General features: G+C 65.7%; 15 protein-coding genes and 1 pseudogene. 5 read left to right on the forward strand and 11 right to left on the reverse strand.

The genetic code is table 11. The annotated features are described in order from the left end of the window. The first annotated feature begins 102 nt into the window (after window positions 1–102). The 4 genes from JYP50_RS11035 to JYP50_RS11050 all read left to right on the forward strand — a co-directional run bounded on the left by JYP50_RS11035 (window position 103) and on the right by JYP50_RS11050 (window position 3,958). Window positions 103–1,446: a DNA recombination protein RmuC gene (locus JYP50_RS11035; protein ID WP_241263044.1), complete on the forward strand. Its 1,344-nt coding sequence runs from the start codon at window positions 103–105 to the stop codon at window positions 1,444–1,446. A 54-nt stretch (window positions 1,447–1,500) separates the two neighbouring features. Next, complete coding sequence (locus JYP50_RS11040) at window positions 1,501–1,761, forward strand: hypothetical protein (RefSeq protein WP_206560576.1); 261 nt, start codon at window positions 1,501–1,503, stop codon at window positions 1,759–1,761. A gap of 209 nt (window positions 1,762–1,970) precedes the next feature. Beyond that, window positions 1,971–3,407 carry an energy transducer TonB gene (locus JYP50_RS11045; RefSeq protein ID WP_206560577.1) on the forward strand — a complete coding sequence of 479 codons (1,437 nt, stop codon included), beginning with the start codon at window positions 1,971–1,973 and terminating at the stop codon, window positions 3,405–3,407. 38 nt (window positions 3,408–3,445) lie between these two features. Beyond that, complete coding sequence (locus JYP50_RS11050; RefSeq protein ID WP_206560578.1) at window positions 3,446–3,958, forward strand: hypothetical protein; 513 nt, start codon at window positions 3,446–3,448, stop codon at window positions 3,956–3,958. A 24-nt stretch (window positions 3,959–3,982) separates the two neighbouring features. On the opposite strand, the gene JYP50_RS11055 is transcribed toward JYP50_RS11050, so the two are convergent. The 4 genes from JYP50_RS11055 to JYP50_RS22140 all read right to left on the reverse strand — a co-directional run bounded on the left by JYP50_RS11055 (window position 3,983) and on the right by JYP50_RS22140 (window position 9,560). Beyond that, window positions 3,983–4,312 (reverse strand): hypothetical protein, encoded by a 330-nt coding sequence (locus tag JYP50_RS11055; RefSeq protein WP_206560579.1) that lies wholly within the window; start codon window positions 4,310–4,312, stop codon window positions 3,983–3,985. Between the two features lie 265 nt (window positions 4,313–4,577). Then, window positions 4,578–4,982: a hypothetical protein gene (locus tag JYP50_RS11060; protein WP_206560580.1), complete on the reverse strand. Its 405-nt coding sequence runs from the start codon at window positions 4,980–4,982 to the stop codon at window positions 4,578–4,580. Between the two features lie 21 nt (window positions 4,983–5,003). Continuing rightward, entirely contained in the window at window positions 5,004–5,474 is a 471-nt protein-coding gene (locus tag JYP50_RS11065; RefSeq protein WP_206560581.1) for a hypothetical protein, read from the reverse strand. A gap of 9 nt (window positions 5,475–5,483) precedes the next feature. Next, window positions 5,484–9,560, reverse strand: coding sequence for a response regulator (locus JYP50_RS22140; protein ID WP_431311299.1), 4,077 nt, complete (start codon window positions 9,558–9,560; stop codon window positions 5,484–5,486). Window positions 9,561–9,596: 36 nt separating this feature from the next. On the opposite strand from JYP50_RS22140, the pseudogene JYP50_RS22265 reads away from it, so the two are divergent. Then, window positions 9,597–10,262 (forward strand): annotated as a pseudogene (locus JYP50_RS22265) (hypothetical protein); the annotation flags it as partial. Window positions 10,263–10,896: 634 nt separating this feature from the next. On the opposite strand, the gene JYP50_RS22145 reads toward JYP50_RS22265, so the two are convergent. The 7 genes from JYP50_RS22145 to JYP50_RS11105 all read right to left on the reverse strand — a co-directional run bounded on the left by JYP50_RS22145 (window position 10,897) and on the right by JYP50_RS11105 (window position 18,641). Further along, complete coding sequence (locus JYP50_RS22145; protein ID WP_206560583.1) at window positions 10,897–13,344, reverse strand: Hpt domain-containing protein; 2,448 nt, start codon at window positions 13,342–13,344, stop codon at window positions 10,897–10,899. A gap of 3 nt (window positions 13,345–13,347) precedes the next feature. Next, window positions 13,348–14,202, reverse strand: coding sequence for a CheR family methyltransferase (locus JYP50_RS11080; RefSeq protein WP_206560584.1), 855 nt, complete (start codon window positions 14,200–14,202; stop codon window positions 13,348–13,350). After that, the gene (locus JYP50_RS11085; RefSeq protein ID WP_206560585.1) at window positions 14,199–16,295 is read right to left on the reverse strand and encodes a methyl-accepting chemotaxis protein; all 2,097 of its coding nucleotides are present in this window, start codon (window positions 16,293–16,295) and stop codon (window positions 14,199–14,201) included. Before JYP50_RS11085 ends, JYP50_RS11080 begins: the two co-directional genes overlap by 4 nt. Then, window positions 16,292–16,855: a chemotaxis protein CheW gene (locus tag JYP50_RS11090; RefSeq protein WP_206560586.1), complete on the reverse strand. Its 564-nt coding sequence runs from the start codon at window positions 16,853–16,855 to the stop codon at window positions 16,292–16,294. Before JYP50_RS11090 ends, JYP50_RS11085 begins: the two co-directional genes overlap by 4 nt. Before the next feature lie 3 nt (window positions 16,856–16,858). Next, window positions 16,859–17,269 (reverse strand): response regulator, encoded by a 411-nt coding sequence (locus JYP50_RS11095; protein ID WP_206560587.1) that lies wholly within the window; start codon window positions 17,267–17,269, stop codon window positions 16,859–16,861. 153 nt (window positions 17,270–17,422) lie between these two features. Beyond that, window positions 17,423–18,016, reverse strand: a complete 594-nt coding sequence (locus JYP50_RS11100) for a chemotaxis protein CheB (RefSeq protein WP_206560588.1) — start codon at window positions 18,014–18,016, stop codon at window positions 17,423–17,425. 22 nt (window positions 18,017–18,038) lie between these two features. Beyond that, window positions 18,039–18,641 (reverse strand): hypothetical protein, encoded by a 603-nt coding sequence (locus JYP50_RS11105; RefSeq protein ID WP_206560589.1) that lies wholly within the window; start codon window positions 18,639–18,641, stop codon window positions 18,039–18,041. Window position 18,642 lies beyond the last annotated feature (1 nt).

The raw sequence follows: 18,642 nt of genomic DNA on the forward strand, positions 1-18,642 counted from the left end.
GCCCGATTGTACCCCACCGGCCAGGCGACAGGTACGCGCCGGCAAGCCGCGCGCCGGGCCGTGCAAGCCAGTAAACTGGTCGCGACACTGAAGGGGAGCCGCATGCCATTTGCCGAATTTCAAATCCTGCTAGCCGTGTCGGGCCTCGCCGCCGGACTGCTGCTGGCCACCTTCGGCTGGCTGCTGCACCGGCTGCGCGGCCAGCAGCGCCAGCGCCGCGCACTCACGCGCCAGCTGCAGGAGATCAACCAGCGCTACCAGGCCCTGCAGCGGGAACACGCGCGCCTGCAGGCCGGCAGCGAAGAGCGCGAAAAGCAGCACCGCGCGCAGGTGGGCCTGCTGAACGAGCACCGGGCCCAGCTCAAGCAGGAGTTCGAGCACCTCGCCCACCGCATCTTCGAGAACCGCAGCGAACAGTTCAGCCGCCAGAGCCAGCAATCCCTGGAGGCGCTGCTCAAGCCTTTTCGCGAGCAGATCAACGGTTTCCAGCAACGCATCGACCAGGTGCACACCGAGTCGGTGAAGGGCCAGGCCAGCCTGGAGGGCGAACTGCGCAAGGTGCTGGAGGTCGGCCTGCAGATGAACGAGCAGGCCGGCAACTTGTCCGCCGCCCTCAAGGGCGACAAGAAACTCAGCGGCAACTGGGGCGAATTCCAGCTCGAGCGCAGCCTGCAGCTGGCGGGCCTGGAAGCCGGCGACCACTACCAGGCCCAGGCGGCGCTGCGCGACGAAAGCGGTCGGCGGCGCCTGCCCGATTTCCTGGTCAAGCTGCCGGACGGCAAACACCTGGTCATCGACAGCAAAGTGTCGCTGGTGGACTACGAGCGCGCCGTGGCCGCCGACAGCGACACCGACCGCGCGGCCGCGCTGACGGCCCACGGGCAGGCGGTACGACGCCACATCGACGACCTGGCCGCCAAGGACTACGCGCAGTTGCCGCAGCTCGACAGCCCGGATTTCGTGCTCATGTTCATGCCCGTGGAACCGGCCTATATCGAGGCCCTGCGCCACAACCGCGAACTGTTCAACTACGGCTACGAGCGAGGCGTGGTGCTGGTGTCCCACACCACCCTGATGCCCCTGCTGCGCACCATCGCCAACCTGTGGATGGTGGAGCGCAGCAACCGCGAGGCGCGCGAGATCGGCCGGCGGGCGGGCGAGATCTATAACCAGGTATGCCTGGTGGCCGAGCGCCTGCACCGCCTGGGCAATACCCTGCGCAGCGCCGGTAATCACTACAACGACACGGTGCGGGCGCTGGTGGGCAAACAGGGCCTGCAGGGCAAGGTGGAACGCTTCGGCCAGCTCTCGGGCCAGTCCAGGCGGCAGATGACCGAGGTCACCCCGATCCACGCCGACCTGGAGCAGGACCGCCTGCGGGACGCGGACAAATCCACTCCGGCGCAACCGCCACTGGCGAGCAGCGACAAGTTCACCAATACTTGAGTGTGCCGGGGGCTTACACAATACAGGGCGGCACGCCGCCCGGGGAGCGATACCATGAAACCCGCCATCCTGATGGCCAGCCTGTACCTAGCCCTGGGAATGGGAAGCGCCGCGAGCTTCTCCCAGGATTTGGACAAACTCGTCGACGCCGTGGACAGGGACAAGGCCGCCGATTCCGTCGACCAGGACAAACTCAAGGACTCAGTCAGCGCCGATGGCGTGGACTACAAAAAGGCGGCGGAAGCGGTGGATACCGAGAAGGCCAGGGACGCCGTCGACATGGACAAGGTGCGCGAGGCCATGAGCGAGGAATAGGGCTCCGCGCCGGACAAGTCACCTTCCACGGGGCCCGCGGGCCCCGTTTTTCGCCCCCGCCGCCCGCTCGAGGGCCTGTTCCGGGCAAAAAACGCCGACTTCTTCTCAAAAAAGTCCAAGATCTGGACTTTTCTCCGGTTTTTAGTTGCCTGTGGGTACCCGCTTTTGCAAAGTTTGGGGCACCAGAACACGAACAACGCTGAAAAACTATGAAACGACAATCAAAACAGTGGTTTCTGGCTTTGGGGCTGTTTTCCATGTGCGTGGTGTCGCTGGCGCCCGCCCTCGCCGCCAGGGACGACCTCAACCTGACTGCCCTGGCCATGCACCGGGAAACCGGGCGCGACATCTACCTGGGTGCGCTGTTGGCCCGGGATCCATTGGAGACCCCCGCCGACATCAGCGGCGCCGACGACGAACGGGCCATGGAATTCCGTATCGTGGCGCGCCGCACCAGCATACGCAGCGTACTTGGCGGCATCCTGCTGCAGGCCGAACTGGCCAGTGGCGCCCCGCCGCCGCCCGCCACCGTGGACTTCGCCAACGCCATCATGTCCAGCGTCCAGGGCAGCCTGTACACCGGCGACAGCTTCACCCTGTGGCGGTCCGCCGGGGGCGATACCGCGGCCACGGTGAACGGCCTGGAGATGGCCCACACCGCGGCACCGGGGGTGTTCGATTACTTCCTGTCCGGCTGGATCGGCGAACGGGGCGCCGCCACCGCCTTTCGCGACAGCCTGCTATCGGCGGATATCGATGTCGATCTGCGCGCCGACTACGCCGCCACCCGGCCCAGCGCCGAACGCGTGGCGGCGGTGAGCACCTGGGTGGCGTCCCCGGCGCCGGTCGCACCTGAGCCGGTCGCACCTGAGCCGGTCGCACCTGAGCCGGCCGCACCGAAGCCGGCCGCACCTGAGCCGGCCGCACCGAAGCCGGCCGCACCTGAGCAGGCCGCCAAACAACAGGTAGCCGCCGGTTCGACGTCCCCGGCGGTCGAGAAGGCCGCCGCGACAAACATAGCCCCCGCCACGAACGGTGCCGTGACAGAGGATCGCGTCGCCGCAGCGTCGGCTGCCGCAGCGTCGGCTGCCGCAGCGTCGGCTGCCGCGTCGACAGCTGTCGATGGTGGTGACACTGGCGACGAGGTCGCCACCGATCCGGCGCAGCCCCCCGGCGAAGCCCTGGCCCCGGCCACCCCCAGCATCGCCATGGCGCGCATCAAGCCCGTGTTGCGGGAGACGTCGCCGGCGCAAGCCCTGGCGGAAGAAACCGCGCCCGAGGACCCCTACGGCGTCGCCGCACTGAGCGTGATCGAGTACTCACAGCGCCTGGCGGCGTTCAACTCGATGGTCTTTCGCATGGTCAATTCCAAGATACGCTATCCCCGGGCAGCCATTCGCCGCGGTATCCAGGGCAACCTGGAGCTCGATGTCACCCTGGACAGCGACGGCAACCTGCAGCGGGTGGCGGTCGGCCGCTCCTCGGGTCACGGCATGCTGGATGATTCCGCGGTCACCGCCGCCGAACGGGCTTTCAAGGAGCCCCTTGAAAAACCGGTGGACAAGGTCGCGCTGGCGGAATACAACAGCGGCGAGCGCAACCGGCTGGTCATCCCGGTCCCGGTTAATTTCATGCTCACCGAATAGCGGCGAATTCTACTTCAACAGTTGCAACGGACCCCAAGATGTCTGACCTACAACTCACTCACATAGCACTGGTCGGGGCGCGTATCCAGAGCTTTCGCCCCTACGGCTACAACAGCCGCGAAGAGCTCACCATGTGCCGCGTGGTGCCCGAAGCGCCGACGGGCGAGCGCCAGGGCTCGCTGCGGGCGGTACTGGAGGAGCAGCTGCCAATCTGGATTCACAACATCATTACCGACCCGGACTTCCCCCAGCGGAACCGCCTGCTCATGCCCCTGCGCCGCTTCGAGGGCGAACTGAGGGATAAAAAGGAAAACGAGGTGGTATCCTCGGTGTTGCGCCACGGCTTCAAGAGCATGCAGATGGACCCGCTGAACCTGCCGCGGACCATGCCGATGCGCCAGCGCTGCGCGATGGTGGTTCACCTGGACGTGTGGCGCGAAGCCTACCTGCGGTTGAGCAGTGAGGTGGTGGAAATACTGGCCGCGAACAGCGAAGCCCTGGGCAAGTGGTGCGAGTTCGCCCGCCACCCCGAACACGCGGCGGTGGGCTGAGGCCCACCGTCGACTACCGCGAAATCACTCTTCGTCGGCGGGGCGCCGATCACCGTCGCGGGACACCATGCGAATGGTGCGCTGGCAGGTATCGAGCCAGGGCACGCGGGTCTCGGTTTTCAGCACCCGCACAAAGCCGCCGTCCATGTGGCAGCAGATACTGGTCTTGTTCGGCGTCCAGTCACCCTCCGAGGTACGCGGCTTGCGCGTGCAGTAGAACCACAGGCCCCGACGGTCCTGCATGACATACTTTGCCTCTGGCGGCAGATAGACCTTTTTCCCCTCGATTACCGCAAAGACTTCCAGATTGGTGGACTTGCCCTCAAGCACCGCTGTCGGCGTCACAGTCAACATTGTTCCATCCCCTTGTCGTCTCTTAGTTATCGCTTTGCGGGAGACCGCAGACCCGGCGACCCGCGTTACCAGCCCGTGGACGACCTTTATAGGCAGAGGGAAAAAGCTTGACAACGGCCCGAAGCGGCCAAATTCAATCGATTTGAACAGGCGCCATTTTTTTTGCCTTTTTTTTGGCTTGCGGGAAATTTTGGCGCCCGGGAAGGGCCCGGGCTTGCCAAATTTTTGCGGGGCGACAGACGGCCCCGGGGGGCTTCGTCGCGGCTCAGCTGCGGATCAGATTGAGGTGGGGCGGCCTGCCGGAACCCCCGCCGAGCGGCTTCAGGGGCTCTGGATCGGCCCCCAGCGGCAGCTGCTCGGCCTGTTCCACGGAGTTCATCAACATGTGCAGCGAGAGTTCCGATCGCCCCTCGACGCTGCCCGCCCGGCGGGCGCAGGCGGCGACTTTTTCCTCCGAAATGACATTCAGCACCACGGCATTGGCCAGGTAGTCGCGAATGATCTGCCGGTTCACCTGGTCCTGCAGGTAGCGCTGGTAGCCGCCATCGGCGAACACCCGGTTCAGGGTGGCGATGTCGTTCTCCGACAGGCCGCCATCGGTGAATGGCATATCGGCCCCGAAAGCCTGGTCGATACGCTCCACCAACTGGTCAAGTTGCACTGATTTCACGGCTTCTCCATTGTTCTTCGTTCAGGCGGACTGCGTTTGCTCGCCATCGGTCACCGGCCCGGCGGCGCCGTGCCCCGCCAGGAGAGTCATCAGGTCCGGCACCTGGTAGGTCACGCCGCGCCAGGTAAAGGCGCCCGTCGATCCCGGCAGGGCCTCCCCGGGGCAATCCACCACCTCATCCTCGGGCACCTCGTACAGGCCCAGGCCTACCCCTCGCAGCGGGATGCCCAGGTATTCGCAGCCGCAGCCATCAATACCCAGCAGGATGGCCACCAAGCCGGTGCGGGCGCGCGGGTCGCGCCAGGGCGTCCGCTCGCCGCGCCCGGCGTCCACTACAGGCACTTCCTGGCCACGCCACGAGAGCGTCTCGGGCGGCTGTTCATCGACCCGGTAGAGGGTCACGATCTCCGCCAGGCAATTTTTCGGCACCGCCCATATTTCCGACGCCGAACGGGGCAGGAACAGACATTTGCGCAGCGCTGATTCGCCCATGCTTCAGCCTCAGTTGATCTGCAATTCGTGCCCGGTCAGCTGCACGATCTGCTCCACCAGCACCGGGAAGTTAAAGGGTTTGCCCATGTAGCCGTTGCAACCGGCCTCCTGAGCCAGCGCGCGGTGCTTGGGCCCCGTGCGGGAGGTCACCATGATCACCGGCAGATGCTTGTAGCGCTCCGATTTGCGGATTTCGCGCAGGGTCTGGATACCGTCTTTCACCGGCATCTCCACGTCCAGCAATACCACGTCGGGCAGCCGGTGGGTGGCGTTGAGCATATCGATGGCAACCAGGCCATTTTCCGCGGTAACGGTCTCCACGCCCAGGGTGTCGAACTGGCTGGTGGCCACCATGCGCTGGGTGCGCGAGTCATCCACCACCAGCACCAGCAGGCGTTCGCTCTTCTCCCGCTCGAAGGGCACCGCCGACAACTGGCTGGCGGCGAGGTTGCGCACCAGGGCGTTGAGGTCCAGGGCGACAATGGCCTGGCCATCGGCGGTGGTGGCGCCGCCCGCCACGCCCGGCACCTGGGAGAACTGGGCGCCCATGGAGCGGATCACCAGCTCCAGCGCCTCGGCCACGTCGTCCACGGCGATCGCCATGTAGCGCTCCTCGCTCCCCGCGAGGATCACCGGCACGGTGTCGCCCCAGGAATCCGGGTCCGGCAGTTTCGCGCCACTGCACAGGGTCGCCAGGTAGGCCGGCTCGCAGTCCAGGTCGTAGATGCACAGGCGCTCGCCTTCGCTGACCGCGCGGAAGAAATCGTTGGTGGCGATGTGCTCGACGGCGATCAGGCCATCCAGGGGAATGGCGTAGGAAGTGTCGCCCGCGGCGACCAGCAGGGCGCCATTCACGTTGACGTTCGATGGCACCCGCACGGTAAAGGTCGTGCCCTGGCCCGGGGTCGAGTCGATATCGATGTCACCGCCGATCTGCTGCAGTTCGCTGAGCACGATGTCCATGCCCACGCCGCGACCGGAAATCTCACTGAGCCGGGCAGCCGTCGAAAAACCCTTGTGAAAAATCAGCCGCAGGGCCTCGCGGTCGCCAAGTGCCCCGACATCCACGTCCAGGCCGCGCTCCAGCGCCGCCTCGCGCAGCGCGGCCGGGTCCATGCCGCGGCCGTCGTCGCTGAGCCGGATGAGGTAGTCGGAGCCGTCCTTGCTCACGTCGATGGTGACCAGCCCGGTCTCGGGCTTGCCCGCCGCGCGGCGCTGTTCCGGGGCTTCGATGCCGTGGTCGAGGGCATTGCGCACCATGTGCTCCAGGATGATCTGGCAGCACACGTGGCTATCCCGGTCCAGTTTGCCGATTTCGTTGAGTACCCGGAAGTTCACCGCCTTGCCGAGGTCCGCGCCCACCGTGCGCACGATGCGGCGCAGGCCCGGCATCAGCCGGGCGACCGGCACCACCCGCGCATCGCGGATGGCGGATCCCAGGGAGGTGATCACCGAGGCCTGCTGTTTGAGCAGCGACTCCGCGGAAGCACTCTGGCGGTTGGCCAGGTGGATCAGGTCGTCCAGGTCCTCGATGCCTTCGCGCAGAATGCTGGCGGCTTCCTGCAATTCGGAGTACTGGTCCATTTCCAGCGCATCCAGCTCGGACTGGTCCCGGCCGCCCCGGGCGGTCACGTTCTGCAGCGCGCGATCGGCGATCTTGGTGATGTGGGAACGCACCGAGGACAGGCGCGCCAGTAGCTCCGCTCCCGCGCGCTTGCTCTTGAAGGTGCTCTGGGAGGCCCGCACGCCCAACTGCTGCGCCTGGTTGCTCAGGTTGAGCAGGTTGTCCAGGGCCTCCGAGGTCATGCGGATGGTCTGCTGCGCGGCGAGTACCTTGGCGCCCTCGTCCGCCAGGCGCTTGTCCTGTTGCCGCTCCTGCGCCCGGACCGGCACCGCCGGCGCGTCCTCGCTCACATCGCCGCGCGCCTCCACCGCCAATGCGGCATCGGCGGCGCCCGCGCCGCCGGCTGGCACGGGCTCCACCAGGCCCTCGGCCTGGGGCAGCTCGCTGGCCACGTCGCTCTGGGTATCCTGAATGTGCTCGAAACCCTGGACCGCCGCATCCAGCCAGGCATTGACGATGCGGAAATAGTCCGCTTCACCGCCCTCCGCCGGCCTGGCCAGCGCCGCCAGCAGGGTTTCAAAATTGTGGATCAGCGTGCCGTAACGCTGCAGGCCCACACCCTTGGCAATACCCTTGAGGGTATGCAGTACACGCGGCACGACGTCGGTGCCCGCCGGGGAGTCGAAATCCTGCTCCCAGGCGCCAATGGCATCCTCGAGTTTCTCCAGTTCGACCGCGCCCTCCTCCAGGAAGGCGTCGAGAAAGTCACGGAACACCTCGGTGCCACTGCGACTGGTGTAGTTGAAGCGGATGTTGTCGGGAATGCACCAGGCCAATCCGGATTCGGCTGGCGCCGGAGATTGTTCGTCATCCACCGCGCCGGGTTGCCGCGCAAGGCCAAGCGCGGACGCCTCCACCGCGACGGGCACCGCTTGCTCGAGCGGCTCCATCGCCAGGTCGTCGCCGCCATCGAATTCGTCCACGGCCACACCGCAGATTTCGCCGATGTCCGACTCCTCGCCGCCCAGGCTCCGCAGCAGGGCCTCGACATCCGCCGCATCGGTGCCGGGCGCCAATTCCGCATCCCAGTCGTCGAGTTCCTCGGCGGAGAAGATGTCCGGAACCGCTGTTTCGTCGCTGTCGCCGCTCTCACCGCCATCAACGTCGATCACCTCATCCCCGGCCGCGTGGGCAATATCGCGATCGCGGTCCTCGGCCGCCATCTCCAGGGCCTCGGCATCCGCGTCGGCATCCGCATCGACCGGAGCCAACGCGGAAAACTCCGCCGCCATCTCCGCGGGCGGAGCCTGGGCGTCGGTGTCGTCCTCCTGCGCCGCCATTGACAACAGCGACAGCATTTCGCTGTCATCGTAGTCCTCTGTAGCCGACAGCGGGTCCGGCAAGTCGGGGTCCCCATCCGCCGAGGCCGCCGCGGACGACAGCAAATCGAGCATGGCGCTGTCATCCTCTTCGACCGATGACAGATCCAGCCAGGCGCCGTCGATATCCTCCCGCTCCGCCGCCGAAGTGTCCTCCGCGGCTGTCTCCAGCCCGGTGACCGGCGAGGCGGCCGCCGGCCCGGCGTCGTTGGCGGGCTCCACGTCCACGGCGAACTCGCCACTGGCGCCGACACCGCCGATATCGAGATCCAGGCCCGAGGGGAACGAACCGACGGCGGGCGCCGCCAGTGAAGCCCCGGGGTCGTCGACAGCAAGGGCGAAATTCTCGCGGAACAGTTCGTTGCAGGTATCGCCGCTGTCCCGGAGCACCAAGCGTACACACAGTGCGTCGCGCTCGCTGTCCCCGAGCTCCGCCAATACCGCGGGTATGCGCGCGCCGATCCCGGGGAACGGGACGTAGCCTTCGTCCACGCACTGCCGCCGCGACAAGGGGTCGGTGGCCAGCATGGCATCCAGGGCCACACTGCCCGCGGGCAGCGACAGCTCGACCAGGCGCGCTTCCACCGCCGCCTCAAGTTCCTCCATTGCCGGCGCCACCACCCGGGCCAGGGCGGCCACGGTGCGCGGGTTGAAATCCTGGGGCAAGCTGAAATCCTGGTGGTAGTCCAGGTCCGACTCCAGGGAGGGATCCACCGACACCACACCCTCGGTGCGCTCGACCACCAGGCTGTCAAAGTCATGGCCGAAATCGCTCAGGTGTTCACCACGCAGCAGGTAGGCGTCGAATTCACTGTCATCGGTGGGCGGGCTGTGACGGGTGACGTAGCTGTGCACGTCGTGACTGTCGTCGGCCGCCGCTGGCTCCCGCGCGTCGACATCGACGTCCTCTTCCCGGTCCGCCTGGTCCGCGCCGACGGCCGCCGACAACCACTCGACGGCCAGCTGCTCCGCGTCGGGGGAATCCAGGGCATTCGCCTCGAGGGACGGCACATCCTCCGCCCCGTCGCCGTCTCCCGCCAGAATCGACAGATCACCCAGCAGTTCGCCGCCCAGGGCGTCGGCATCCCGCTCGTCGAGGGCCAGTACATCGTCCAGCGTTTCCGGCACGACATCCTGTAGCATGGCGCCCGGCTCAGGGGCGCCCGGCTCAGGGACGCCCGGTTCAGGGGCGCCCGGCTCAGGGGCGCCCGGCTCAGGGACGCCCGGCCCAGGGGCACCCAACACAGCTGCCTCCGGCTCCGCGTCGCCCCGGTCCGTGACACCGGGCTCAAGGACGCCAAACTCGAGAGCGTCCAGCTCGAGCATCTCCGATTCAAAGTCGCCGCCGCGCGACTCCCCATCAACCGCCAGGGGCTGGTCAAAGATCGCCTCGGCGCCATCGCTCAACCAGCCGCCATCCTCGATCACACTGTCGCCGTCCGCCTCGGCCGTCGACAGTGTCAAGGCCGGGTCGAGGGTGCCCAGCAAATCGTCAACGTCTTCCTCCGGGCCGCCGCTGGCGTCCCCGGGCCTCATGGACATTTCGCCGCCGGGAGAGGGCGCGCCCGCGGCGGGCAGCGGTGCGCTTGGCAGTACATCGGTACCGGGCTCGAGGTCACCGGCGTCCAAAGCACTGTTGTCAAAAACGCTGTTGTCGAAAGCGCTGTTGTCGAAAGTACTGGGGGCGGGGCCGTTGGCCTCGAAGGCCTTCGACTCAAAGGTACCCGGCTCCCAGGTACTGTCGAGCCGCGCCGCGAGCGGCCCCTCCGCTACCGCGGGAGTCGCAACGTCCGGCGCCGCATCCGTGGCGGATGCGACGGCCTCGAAGCCACCTTCCGCCGGTGACTGGAGCGGCCCGGGTCGCGGCACCGGTTCGGGGGCTATCGGTTCAGGGACTATCGGTTCGGCCGCTATCGGCTCTGGAGCCGGGTCGAGGGGGGTCGCGCGCGCCTTGCGACTGCGTTGCAGGGACAGCGGCCTGGATCCGATGTCGTCGTCGTCCAGCAGGCCCAGGATGTCGGTGCCATCCTCCACCGACAGCTCGTCAATCGCGTCGGCGGCATCGGCGCGGCGACGGTGATCTATCGCCACGATTCCAGGCCCGGCGCCGTTGCCCGCCGTGTTGCCGTCCCCGTCGCTTACCTGCTGGTCGCTATAGATATTGCCGCCGCTCTCGCCGGAAAGCACGATCTCCTCGCCGACGAAAGCCGACAGGTCGTCCGCCGAGGGGTTGCCGCCGATCATTGGCCGGCCGGCGACCGCGGCCTCGCGCTCGGTCAGGTCACCGCCCTGGTAATCCCCGCCCGCGACACTGAACAGTGAGTCGGCGGGCTCCGAGAGATCCTGCTCCAGCAACCACTTCAGGGTTTTCTTGCGCAGATCCTGCTCTGTTTGTGACCCCTGGTGGTCGGGGCGGGCGCTATCTTCTGAATGCACGGTCGTTCTCCCCTTGAGTCTGCATCAACCTGGCGGCGGGCGCTCAGGAGTGAAGAGCCGAATGTTCCGGAGCCGAGGGCCCTGAAGGCGTCGCCGCACCATCCATCTGCGGCATGTCGGACGCCAGGTCGTCGGCGCCGGTTTCCGCCATGCGGAAACAGCGGTTGGTCAGTTCGCGGGTGGTGGACACATCGAAGCCCCCGGGGTCCTGGAACGAGGCCACCAGGCCGGGCAGCGCCGTCACCACATCCTTGAGCAGGGCCTGCAGTTTGTCGTCCGGCGGAATCTCGCCGTCCAGCACGCGATCGAGCATGTCCTGGGCCGACCAGCCGAGTTCGCCGAGCACATTGGCACCCACCGCGCGGCCGTTGCCCTTGAAGGTGTGGAAGTGGCGACGGATTTCCTTCAGCTCGTGCCCCACCTCCGGGTCCAGTTCCCAGGCGCTCATCAGGCGGGTCAGTTCGGCGACGATCTCCTCCGACTCCTCCAGGAAGACCTCGCGGAATTCCGGCGGTATGTCCCGGTCCTCGACGTAGCCGCCCTCCGGCGCGGCGGTGGCCTCGGCGGCACCCGCCGGCGCGACGGCCTCGGCCTCCGCCACCACCACCGCGCTGCCGGCGGACAAGTCGTCGATATGGCGATCCAGCTCCGCCGCCCGCTGCTCGGCGAAGGCGATCATGTGCGCGGTGTCATCCAGCGGATCGATAATGGTGCGCTGCAGGTGCAATTCGATTTGCGCAAAGGCGTCGGCGAAGCAGCGGAAGGCCTCGTCCTCGTGGACGCAGCCGGCGCGACTCGCCGCCACCAGCCACTTGCGGCACTGCTCGATCACCTTGCCCTCGCGCTCCATGCCGGCGAAGGTCAGGGCGCCGGCGATCTCCGCCAGCAACTGGGTGGAGACGCTCATCGCCTTGCGTTCCGGCGTATCGTCCAACTGGTCGAGGAACTGTTTTGCCAGGTCGTAAAGCAGGTCGACATCGGCCTCGCCGTTGTCCGCCTCGAACACCGCCTTGCGCAGCTCCGCGTGGCCCTTGTCGGTCTTGTTGAGGTAGCGGTGCAGGGCGTGGGTCAGCTTGAGGGTGTCGTCCATGCCGAAGGGCTTGCGCTTGAGCGCATTGGCCAGGGCCTTGCGCCGCAGCACCGCGTGCAGGTGGTTTTCCACCAGCGCCATCTGGCCGAAGGTGGCGGTCACCACGCTCTCGCGCAACTCAAATTCGCGACTGGAGAAGGAACTGCACACCCCGTGCTCCAGCTTGTATTCGACGTCCAGTTTCACATCGACGATACCGCGCACGATATCCGCGATGGCCTGCTCCAGCTTCACGGTATCGCTGCTGTAGTGACCGCGGTAGAGATTGCGCAGTTTGTCGAACACCGCCTGCAGCGAATCCGCGTGGGCTTCCTGGCCGGCGGCGGACAAACGGTACATGGCGCGTTCCACGCCGTCGAGCACCTCCGCGCCCGCTTCTTCATCCGCCTGGCGAATGGTGGACAGGTCGTTGGCGTTGATGTGGTCCACCACCGCGTTGAGCTGCTCGAGCGCGCCCGACAGGGCGGTGACCAGGGCGTCGATATGAATCAGCCCTCGCTGCGACTCCTCCAGGGTGTTGTCGTCGATACCGAAGACTTCGCGAATCTTCGCGATGTGCACCGGCTTGGCCTTGCACGAGGCGATGTAGTACAGCATCTGCTGCAGGTAGCTGTCGTAGTCCACGGCCGGGTCCAGTTGGCCGCCGTTCTCGCGGGCGTACTTGATCATGAAGGCCCCGGTCTTGAACACCTGGGCGATGCATTCGTCCGGCACGATGAGGCCACCGGCGATTCCCTCGCACAGACCCACCTGGGCGAACCAGAAACGCTCCGGCTTGCTGCCGGCGAACAGGCTCTGCATCTTGCGCGCGATGCGCGCCACGGTTTTCATGCTCTCCCCGGTGTTGCGCTTGCGCAGGGCCGACTTGGCCATCTCCAGGTACAGCGCCAGCATGACATTGGCGCGGCTTTTGATTTCGTCATCGGGAGCGGGTGAGGCCCCCGCGGTAATGCCCAGGTCCCCGGGAATATCCATGTGGAAGAAAAAGGCCTGGGGACGCGGCCGCTCCCCGACCCAGCGGCGCAGGTCATTGACATAGGGCTCCAGGCCCTGGCCGGTGTCCACGCGGGCGGTCTGTACGTGGGCGAGGTAGGCCGGCAGTACCTTGAGCGCCTGCATCAGGCCGCCCATGGTGAGCTTGCGGCGCTCGCCCTGCACCCGGTCCTTGTACAGGAAGTTGAGGCTGCGCTCCATTTCAATGGACAGCATTTCGCCTTTCTTGATACCCAGCGCGCGCAGGGTGGAGGTGATCTGGTGCACGGCCCACATGCATTGCAGCAGGGGCTTTTTCTGGCTGGCATCCTTGCTGTATTCGACCAGGGCCTGCTCGGCGTTTTCGGCCTGCTTGTTCATCAGGCCGATGACCCACTTGAGGGAGACAATGTCGGTCTTGGTAGTCACCACTTACACCTCCAGTTTTTTATAGGCACACACGCCGGGCCGGCCCGCGCGTTGCATGAGCGGGTTGGTCCACCCCAGGTCCTCGCCCGCGCCGAGAATCAGCAGGCCGCCTTCGCGCAGGCGATCGGCGAGCTGGTCGATAATCCAATGCTGTGTATCGCGTTCGAAGTAGATCAGGACGTTCTGGCAGAACACGACATTGAAGTCAGAGAACGGAGCGTCGTTGACATGTAGCAGGTTGCTGTGAAAAAAATGACTGCGTGTGCGAATGCCCTCGCTCATCTGCCATTCCCGCTCGCTGACGCGCGCGGTGTAGGCCCGGCGGTAGGGCGCGGGGATATGTTCGATCGCCGCCTCGTGATAGCGGCCGCGCTGGGCCTCGGTGATGGCGCGGAAACTGATGTCGGTGCCCACGCCGTGCCACTCCAGCCAGGGTTCCTCGCGGTGCAGCAGGTGCTCCACCACCATGGCGATGGAATACAGTTCATGGCCCGCGCTGCAACCGGCGCTCCAGAAAGAGAAGCCGTTGCCGGTATCCTCGCGACCGAGCCAGTCCTCCACGTACTCCGCAACCACCTGCATCGCGGCCGGCTGGCGGAAAAAGCGGGTTTCCTTCACCGTCAACAGGTCCACCAGCGCCAGCCACTCGGCGCGGGCGCTGATGCTGTCGTCGAACAGGGCGACATAGTCCGCGCTGCTCTCCAGCGCGAGCGTCTGCATGCGCTCGCCGACACAGTCGGCGATCACGCCCAGGGGGCTCTCGATGCGAATTCCCGCCCGGCGCTGCAACTGCTCCATCAGCAGGGCGAACTGCGCGCCGTTCAACTGCGGCGTCTGGCGTCGGGCGGCGAGGCTCATACGGACACTTTCTCCCGGTCTTCACCGTGTTCCAGCTGTTCCATCTCGCGCTCGTCGTAGATGCGCCGGGCCTCCGGAATGTGCTCCATGCCATCCAGCTCGGCCAGCCCGGCGTCGCCGGCGGCCGCGTCCTCCTCGATGCGGAACTGGCTGAGGTTCTCGGCCACCGCGCGCATCGACTGCTGCAGCGCGCTCACGCCACCCTGGGTGTGCTCGCTGTACTCGGAAATGTCCAGGTTGCGCTCGCGGATTTCCGCCATCGAACTGTTCATGTGCTGGGCGCTGTCCGCTGACTGGCCTGCGGCGTCGTCCACCGAGTTAATGATGGCGGTAATCTCGTTGGAGCCCTCGTTGATTTCCTCGAGGGAGGCATCCAGGCGATCGATGTACTCGAGGATGGTCACAACGGTGCCCACCGTGTTTTCCATCGAGGACAGGTTTTCCGCCGAGAGGTTTTGCAGCATGCGCACTTCGGAAATGATCTTGCGTCCCTCTTCCTCCGCCTCGCGCAGCAAATCCCCGATCGCCTCGGCAATCCCCAGGAAGGGCCGCCCGTGTTCGCCGGCTTTCTCCGCCTCGATCCGGGTGTTGATCGCGACCACCGAAATCTTGGTGTTCAGCGCCTGGATGTATTCCGCCGCGGTGGTCACCGACTGGATCAGCTCGCCCTGGCGCTTGGCGGACTTGGACGTCTCCTGCACCGCCTCGCGGACGTCGGCGGAGGCCTTGGACATGTCCTTGGTCAGCTCGTAGCCGCGGGCCACCTGCAGGCGGTTGCGCTCCGAGGTTTGCGCCGCTTTTACCGTGGCGGCCTTGATCTGCTCGCTGGTGCGCACCATCTCGGTGGCGGCGGTGGTGGACTCGACCACCGAGCGGGTCAGTTCCTTGCCTTTCTCCACCTGGCCCTGGGCGGTCTTGCCGATCTTGTTGATCTCGTCCACCGCGATCTCGAAGGGCGTGCGGATATTCCGTATCAATTGCCGCTGGCGACCGGTGGAGGCGTTGATTTCGCGGGCGATATCCCGGGTCACCGTGTTCTCCTCCGGCGCCTGCACCGTCAGGTCGCCCTCGGCGATCTTGAGCAGCGCGCTGTTGACGTCGGCCACCCCGGCCTCGGTGTAGATCACCCGGCGCCGCTGGTTGCGGAACATCAGGATGAGCAGGGCCACCGCCAGTACCGCCGGGGCGCCGAACAGCACCATCAGGGTGCTGCGATCGTACATCCGCGCGTTGGTCATGCGATCGATGGCCGGCACCAGGGCCGAAATGGCGTCGGAGAGCTGGGCGTTGGACACCGCGATCGACTGGCGCGCGGCGGCAGCGGCGCGCATGCCCGGCGCCGCCTCGGCGATCTGTTCCACCGAGGCGGACACCACCGAGAACTGCTCCGCGGCGCCGTCGATGGCGTCGATGGCGTCTGGATCGGCAATGCGCTGCACGCCCATCACCTTGTTGCCGTTGCGCAGCGCGTCCACGGTGCGGTTGAAATCAGCGGCGTCCATGCGGAATTCATCCGCGGCGCGCTGGTTTTCGGCGCCGCCGGCGAGGATCTTGTCGATGTTGCGGGCGATGCGCTCGGTCAGCCACAGGGTCTTTTGCGCGGCGGAAACCGTGTCGCTGGATACCGACTCATCGAGCAGGATATCCACCACCGCGGCGAACTCGCTCTGGATCGGCCGGATATTCTTCTCCAACTCGCCGGAAACACCGTGAATAAAGACAATCCGTGGACCCGCGTCCACCAGGGTCTGGGCCGAGTCGCGGATCGGCGCCCACTGCGCGAGAATCTCCTCGAGCTCGGCGTCCAGGCCGGCGTTTTCCAGGCCGGCCAGGGCCACATTGAACTGGGTGACCTGGGTGGCCAGCTGGTCGAACGTCCGCTGTTCGCCCTGAGCGGTTTCCCGGGCGCGGGCCACCACCTGCTGCGACTGCAGCCGCAGGTCATTGGCGATGGCGCGGTATTCACCTTCCTCGCCCGCTTCCTGCTGGATCATCACGAAGGTGTAGATCACCCCACCCAGGCAAGCCAGTATCGCCAGCGAGATAAGGCTTACCCAGAAAGAAGATGTTGCGCTCTTTTTGGCTGAAGTCATGAGCTTTTATCCTCGTTAAAGTCCCCTTCGGAAGCTGACGCGCTGCTCAGTTCGCCGTCCGCGACCAGTTTGTCGATATCCAGTACCGCCAAAAAACGTCCTTCGTAGTGGAAACCGCCGAGACAGAAGTCGGCGAAATCAGCATCCACCGGGTGCGACATGTCGCGCTCCGCGATCGGGAACTTCATGTCGCGATGCACGCCGCTGAGGGTCATGCCGAAATGCAGCCCCTGGCGGCGAACCACCATGCAGTACTCGCGCACACGTCCCGAGTAGGGGGCGCGGCGAAACAGCACGTCGCCTGAAAAAATGGGTAACAAGCCCCCCTTGTGCGCCGCCAGGCCCAGCACCCAGGGCTTGGTGCCCGGAATGGGCGTTACCGGGGGAGTTTCAATGATTTCGTCCAGCTCGCCGGCGCCAATCAGCAGGGACACGCCGGCGATACCCAAGTGGGTACCCACCCACAGCATCACCTGCTCGCCGGGCTCTGGCCGCGGCGCCGCCGCCTGCTCGTAGTTGCGCTCCAATTCGCGGAACATGGCCATGGCGCTCTGGTTCATGGATCAGGCCGCCTTCCGCGACGCCGTATGATCGTGAATGATCTGGCGCAATACCGAGTCCGGCGGGATTTTGGTGACATGCGCCGTGGCGCCCCTGGCCTGCCCCTTGGCAATGTCGAAAATACCGTCGGAGGAGGACAGCATCACCACCGGCGTATTGCGCGTATCCTCCGCGTTGCGGATCAGCGTGCAGGTCTGGTAGCCATCCAGCTCCGGCATGGTGATATCCAGGAAAATGATGTCGGGCTTGAATCGACGCAGCATGCCCAGCGCCTTGTAGCCGTCCTCGGCGCACTCCACCTCGCAACCCATGTTTTTGAGGGTGTGGGACATCATCATGCGTATCGTCTTGGCATCGTCGACGATGGCGACTTTCACGCCTGAAACGTCCAGTTCTTCAGTCTGATCCGTCATTTCTAACCTCGCAGCGTCGGTTTCCGTGGCCACTTCACGGCTTGTCTGGCAATCACAGTATTTGAATTGCACCCGGGCGCTTCAAGGAAAAACTGGAGTTTTCTCCAGAAACCGGATTTTCTTGCGATAGGATGTCGCCGGGAGGGGAAACGATCAGCTGTACAGTTGTTCGAGCGTGTAGGCAAGCAGCTCTGGACCGCCCTGGCGGTGCACCAGGCCGGTGTCCAGGGCGGCGCGGGGCATGCCGCGGCAGGAGGCGGTGTCGGGGTCCTGCACCCAGATGCGGCAACCACTGGCATCCAGCACATCCAAACTGCCCGCGCCATCGCTGCCCATGCCGCTGAACAGGACCACGCCGATCGACGGCAGGCCCGCCGCCGCCAACATCACTTCCAGTTCATCGATATCCGGCGTGTGATGGCCCTCCCAGGGAGCGGATTCCGCGGCGATGTCCAAGCCGCCACAGAAGCGGATTCGCCGGTGGGGCGGCACGATCAATACCGTACCGGGCGCCATTTGATGCCGCCCCTCTATTAACTCCATGTGGAATAGTTTGTTGTCGTCCACCAGGTGCCGCAGTTGGTCCTGGCGCGCCGGATCGTAGTGCTGGGCGTAGATAAACGCGACGGGGGGACAGCGCCGGAAACCGCCGAGAAAGCGGTGCACCGCCGCGGTGGCCCCCGCCGAACCCGCGAGCAGCCATACCGCCTGGACACCTTTCCAATCGCGGCCGGCGCCGGATGCCATCAATTCGCCCAAGCGGGGCAGGTCACTGCGCATGCGGAAACATAAAGTTCTTGAAGGGCTCCAGATGGCCGGGTTGAAAGTCGCGCCACTCGTATATATTCAATTTGTACATCAGGGTCAGGCAGCGCTGGAAAGCCTCTTCCGCGTCGTAGGCACTGGGAGGGATTTTGTAGCGGTCGCTGACCTGGGCAAAAATCATGGTGGCGATATCGCGCCGCCCCTGGTCCTCGCGGTACAACAGGTGGTCGACGGGGGAGGACACGACACCGGGGCCGTAGATCAGGAAGGCCTCCCAGTGGCGCACGTCCTGGTGCTCGCCCAGTTGCGCCACCAGAAAGCGCACCATGTTGTACAGGTCATCGCGCGGCGGCACTACATCCTTGTGCAGCCAGGCGCGGACATCCGATTCGCGCCACTCCGGGTTGATACCCAGCAGGCTGATCACCCGGCCCTCGTCCAGCGGCGGCGCGGCGCCGGACAGGTCCCACAGCATGTTCAGGCGCGCCGAAAAGCCCAGCGCCAGCGGCGTCTGCTCCGCGCACAGTTCCTTGAATTGCCGCGCGTACTCCTGGACCGGCTTGCGCTGCGCCGCGTCCCCCATCGCCTGCCTGGCTTGTTTGCTCACC

Source organism: Parahaliea mediterranea, assembly GCF_017255185.1.
GTDB lineage: Bacteria > Pseudomonadota > Gammaproteobacteria > Pseudomonadales > Halieaceae > JAFKCZ01.

Bases quoted from the DNA above. Each gene is read 5' to 3' on its own strand.
- JYP50_RS11035 (WP_241263044.1), top strand. From the start codon at position 103: ATGCCATTTGCCGAATTTCAAATCCTGCTAGCCGTGTCGGGCCTCGCC.
- JYP50_RS11040 (WP_206560576.1), top strand. From the start codon at position 1,501: ATGAAACCCGCCATCCTGATGGCCAGCCTGTACCTAGCCCTGGGAATG.
- JYP50_RS11045 (WP_206560577.1), top strand. From the start codon at position 1,971: ATGAAACGACAATCAAAACAGTGGTTTCTGGCTTTGGGGCTGTTTTCC.
- JYP50_RS11050 (WP_206560578.1), top strand. From the start codon at position 3,446: ATGTCTGACCTACAACTCACTCACATAGCACTGGTCGGGGCGCGTATC.
- JYP50_RS11055 (WP_206560579.1), bottom strand. From the start codon at position 4,312: ATGTTGACTGTGACGCCGACAGCGGTGCTTGAGGGCAAGTCCACCAAT.
- JYP50_RS11065 (WP_206560581.1), bottom strand. From the start codon at position 5,474: ATGGGCGAATCAGCGCTGCGCAAATGTCTGTTCCTGCCCCGTTCGGCG.
- JYP50_RS22140 (WP_431311299.1), bottom strand. From the start codon at position 9,560: ATGCTACAGGATGTCGTGCCGGAAACGCTGGACGATGTACTGGCCCTC.
- JYP50_RS11080 (WP_206560584.1), bottom strand. From the start codon at position 14,202: ATGAGCCTCGCCGCCCGACGCCAGACGCCGCAGTTGAACGGCGCGCAG.
- JYP50_RS11085 (WP_206560585.1), bottom strand. From the start codon at position 16,295: ATGACTTCAGCCAAAAAGAGCGCAACATCTTCTTTCTGGGTAAGCCTT.
- JYP50_RS11090 (WP_206560586.1), bottom strand. From the start codon at position 16,855: ATGAACCAGAGCGCCATGGCCATGTTCCGCGAATTGGAGCGCAACTAC.
- JYP50_RS11095 (WP_206560587.1), bottom strand. From the start codon at position 17,269: ATGACGGATCAGACTGAAGAACTGGACGTTTCAGGCGTGAAAGTCGCC.
- JYP50_RS11100 (WP_206560588.1), bottom strand. From the start codon at position 18,016: ATGGCATCCGGCGCCGGCCGCGATTGGAAAGGTGTCCAGGCGGTATGG.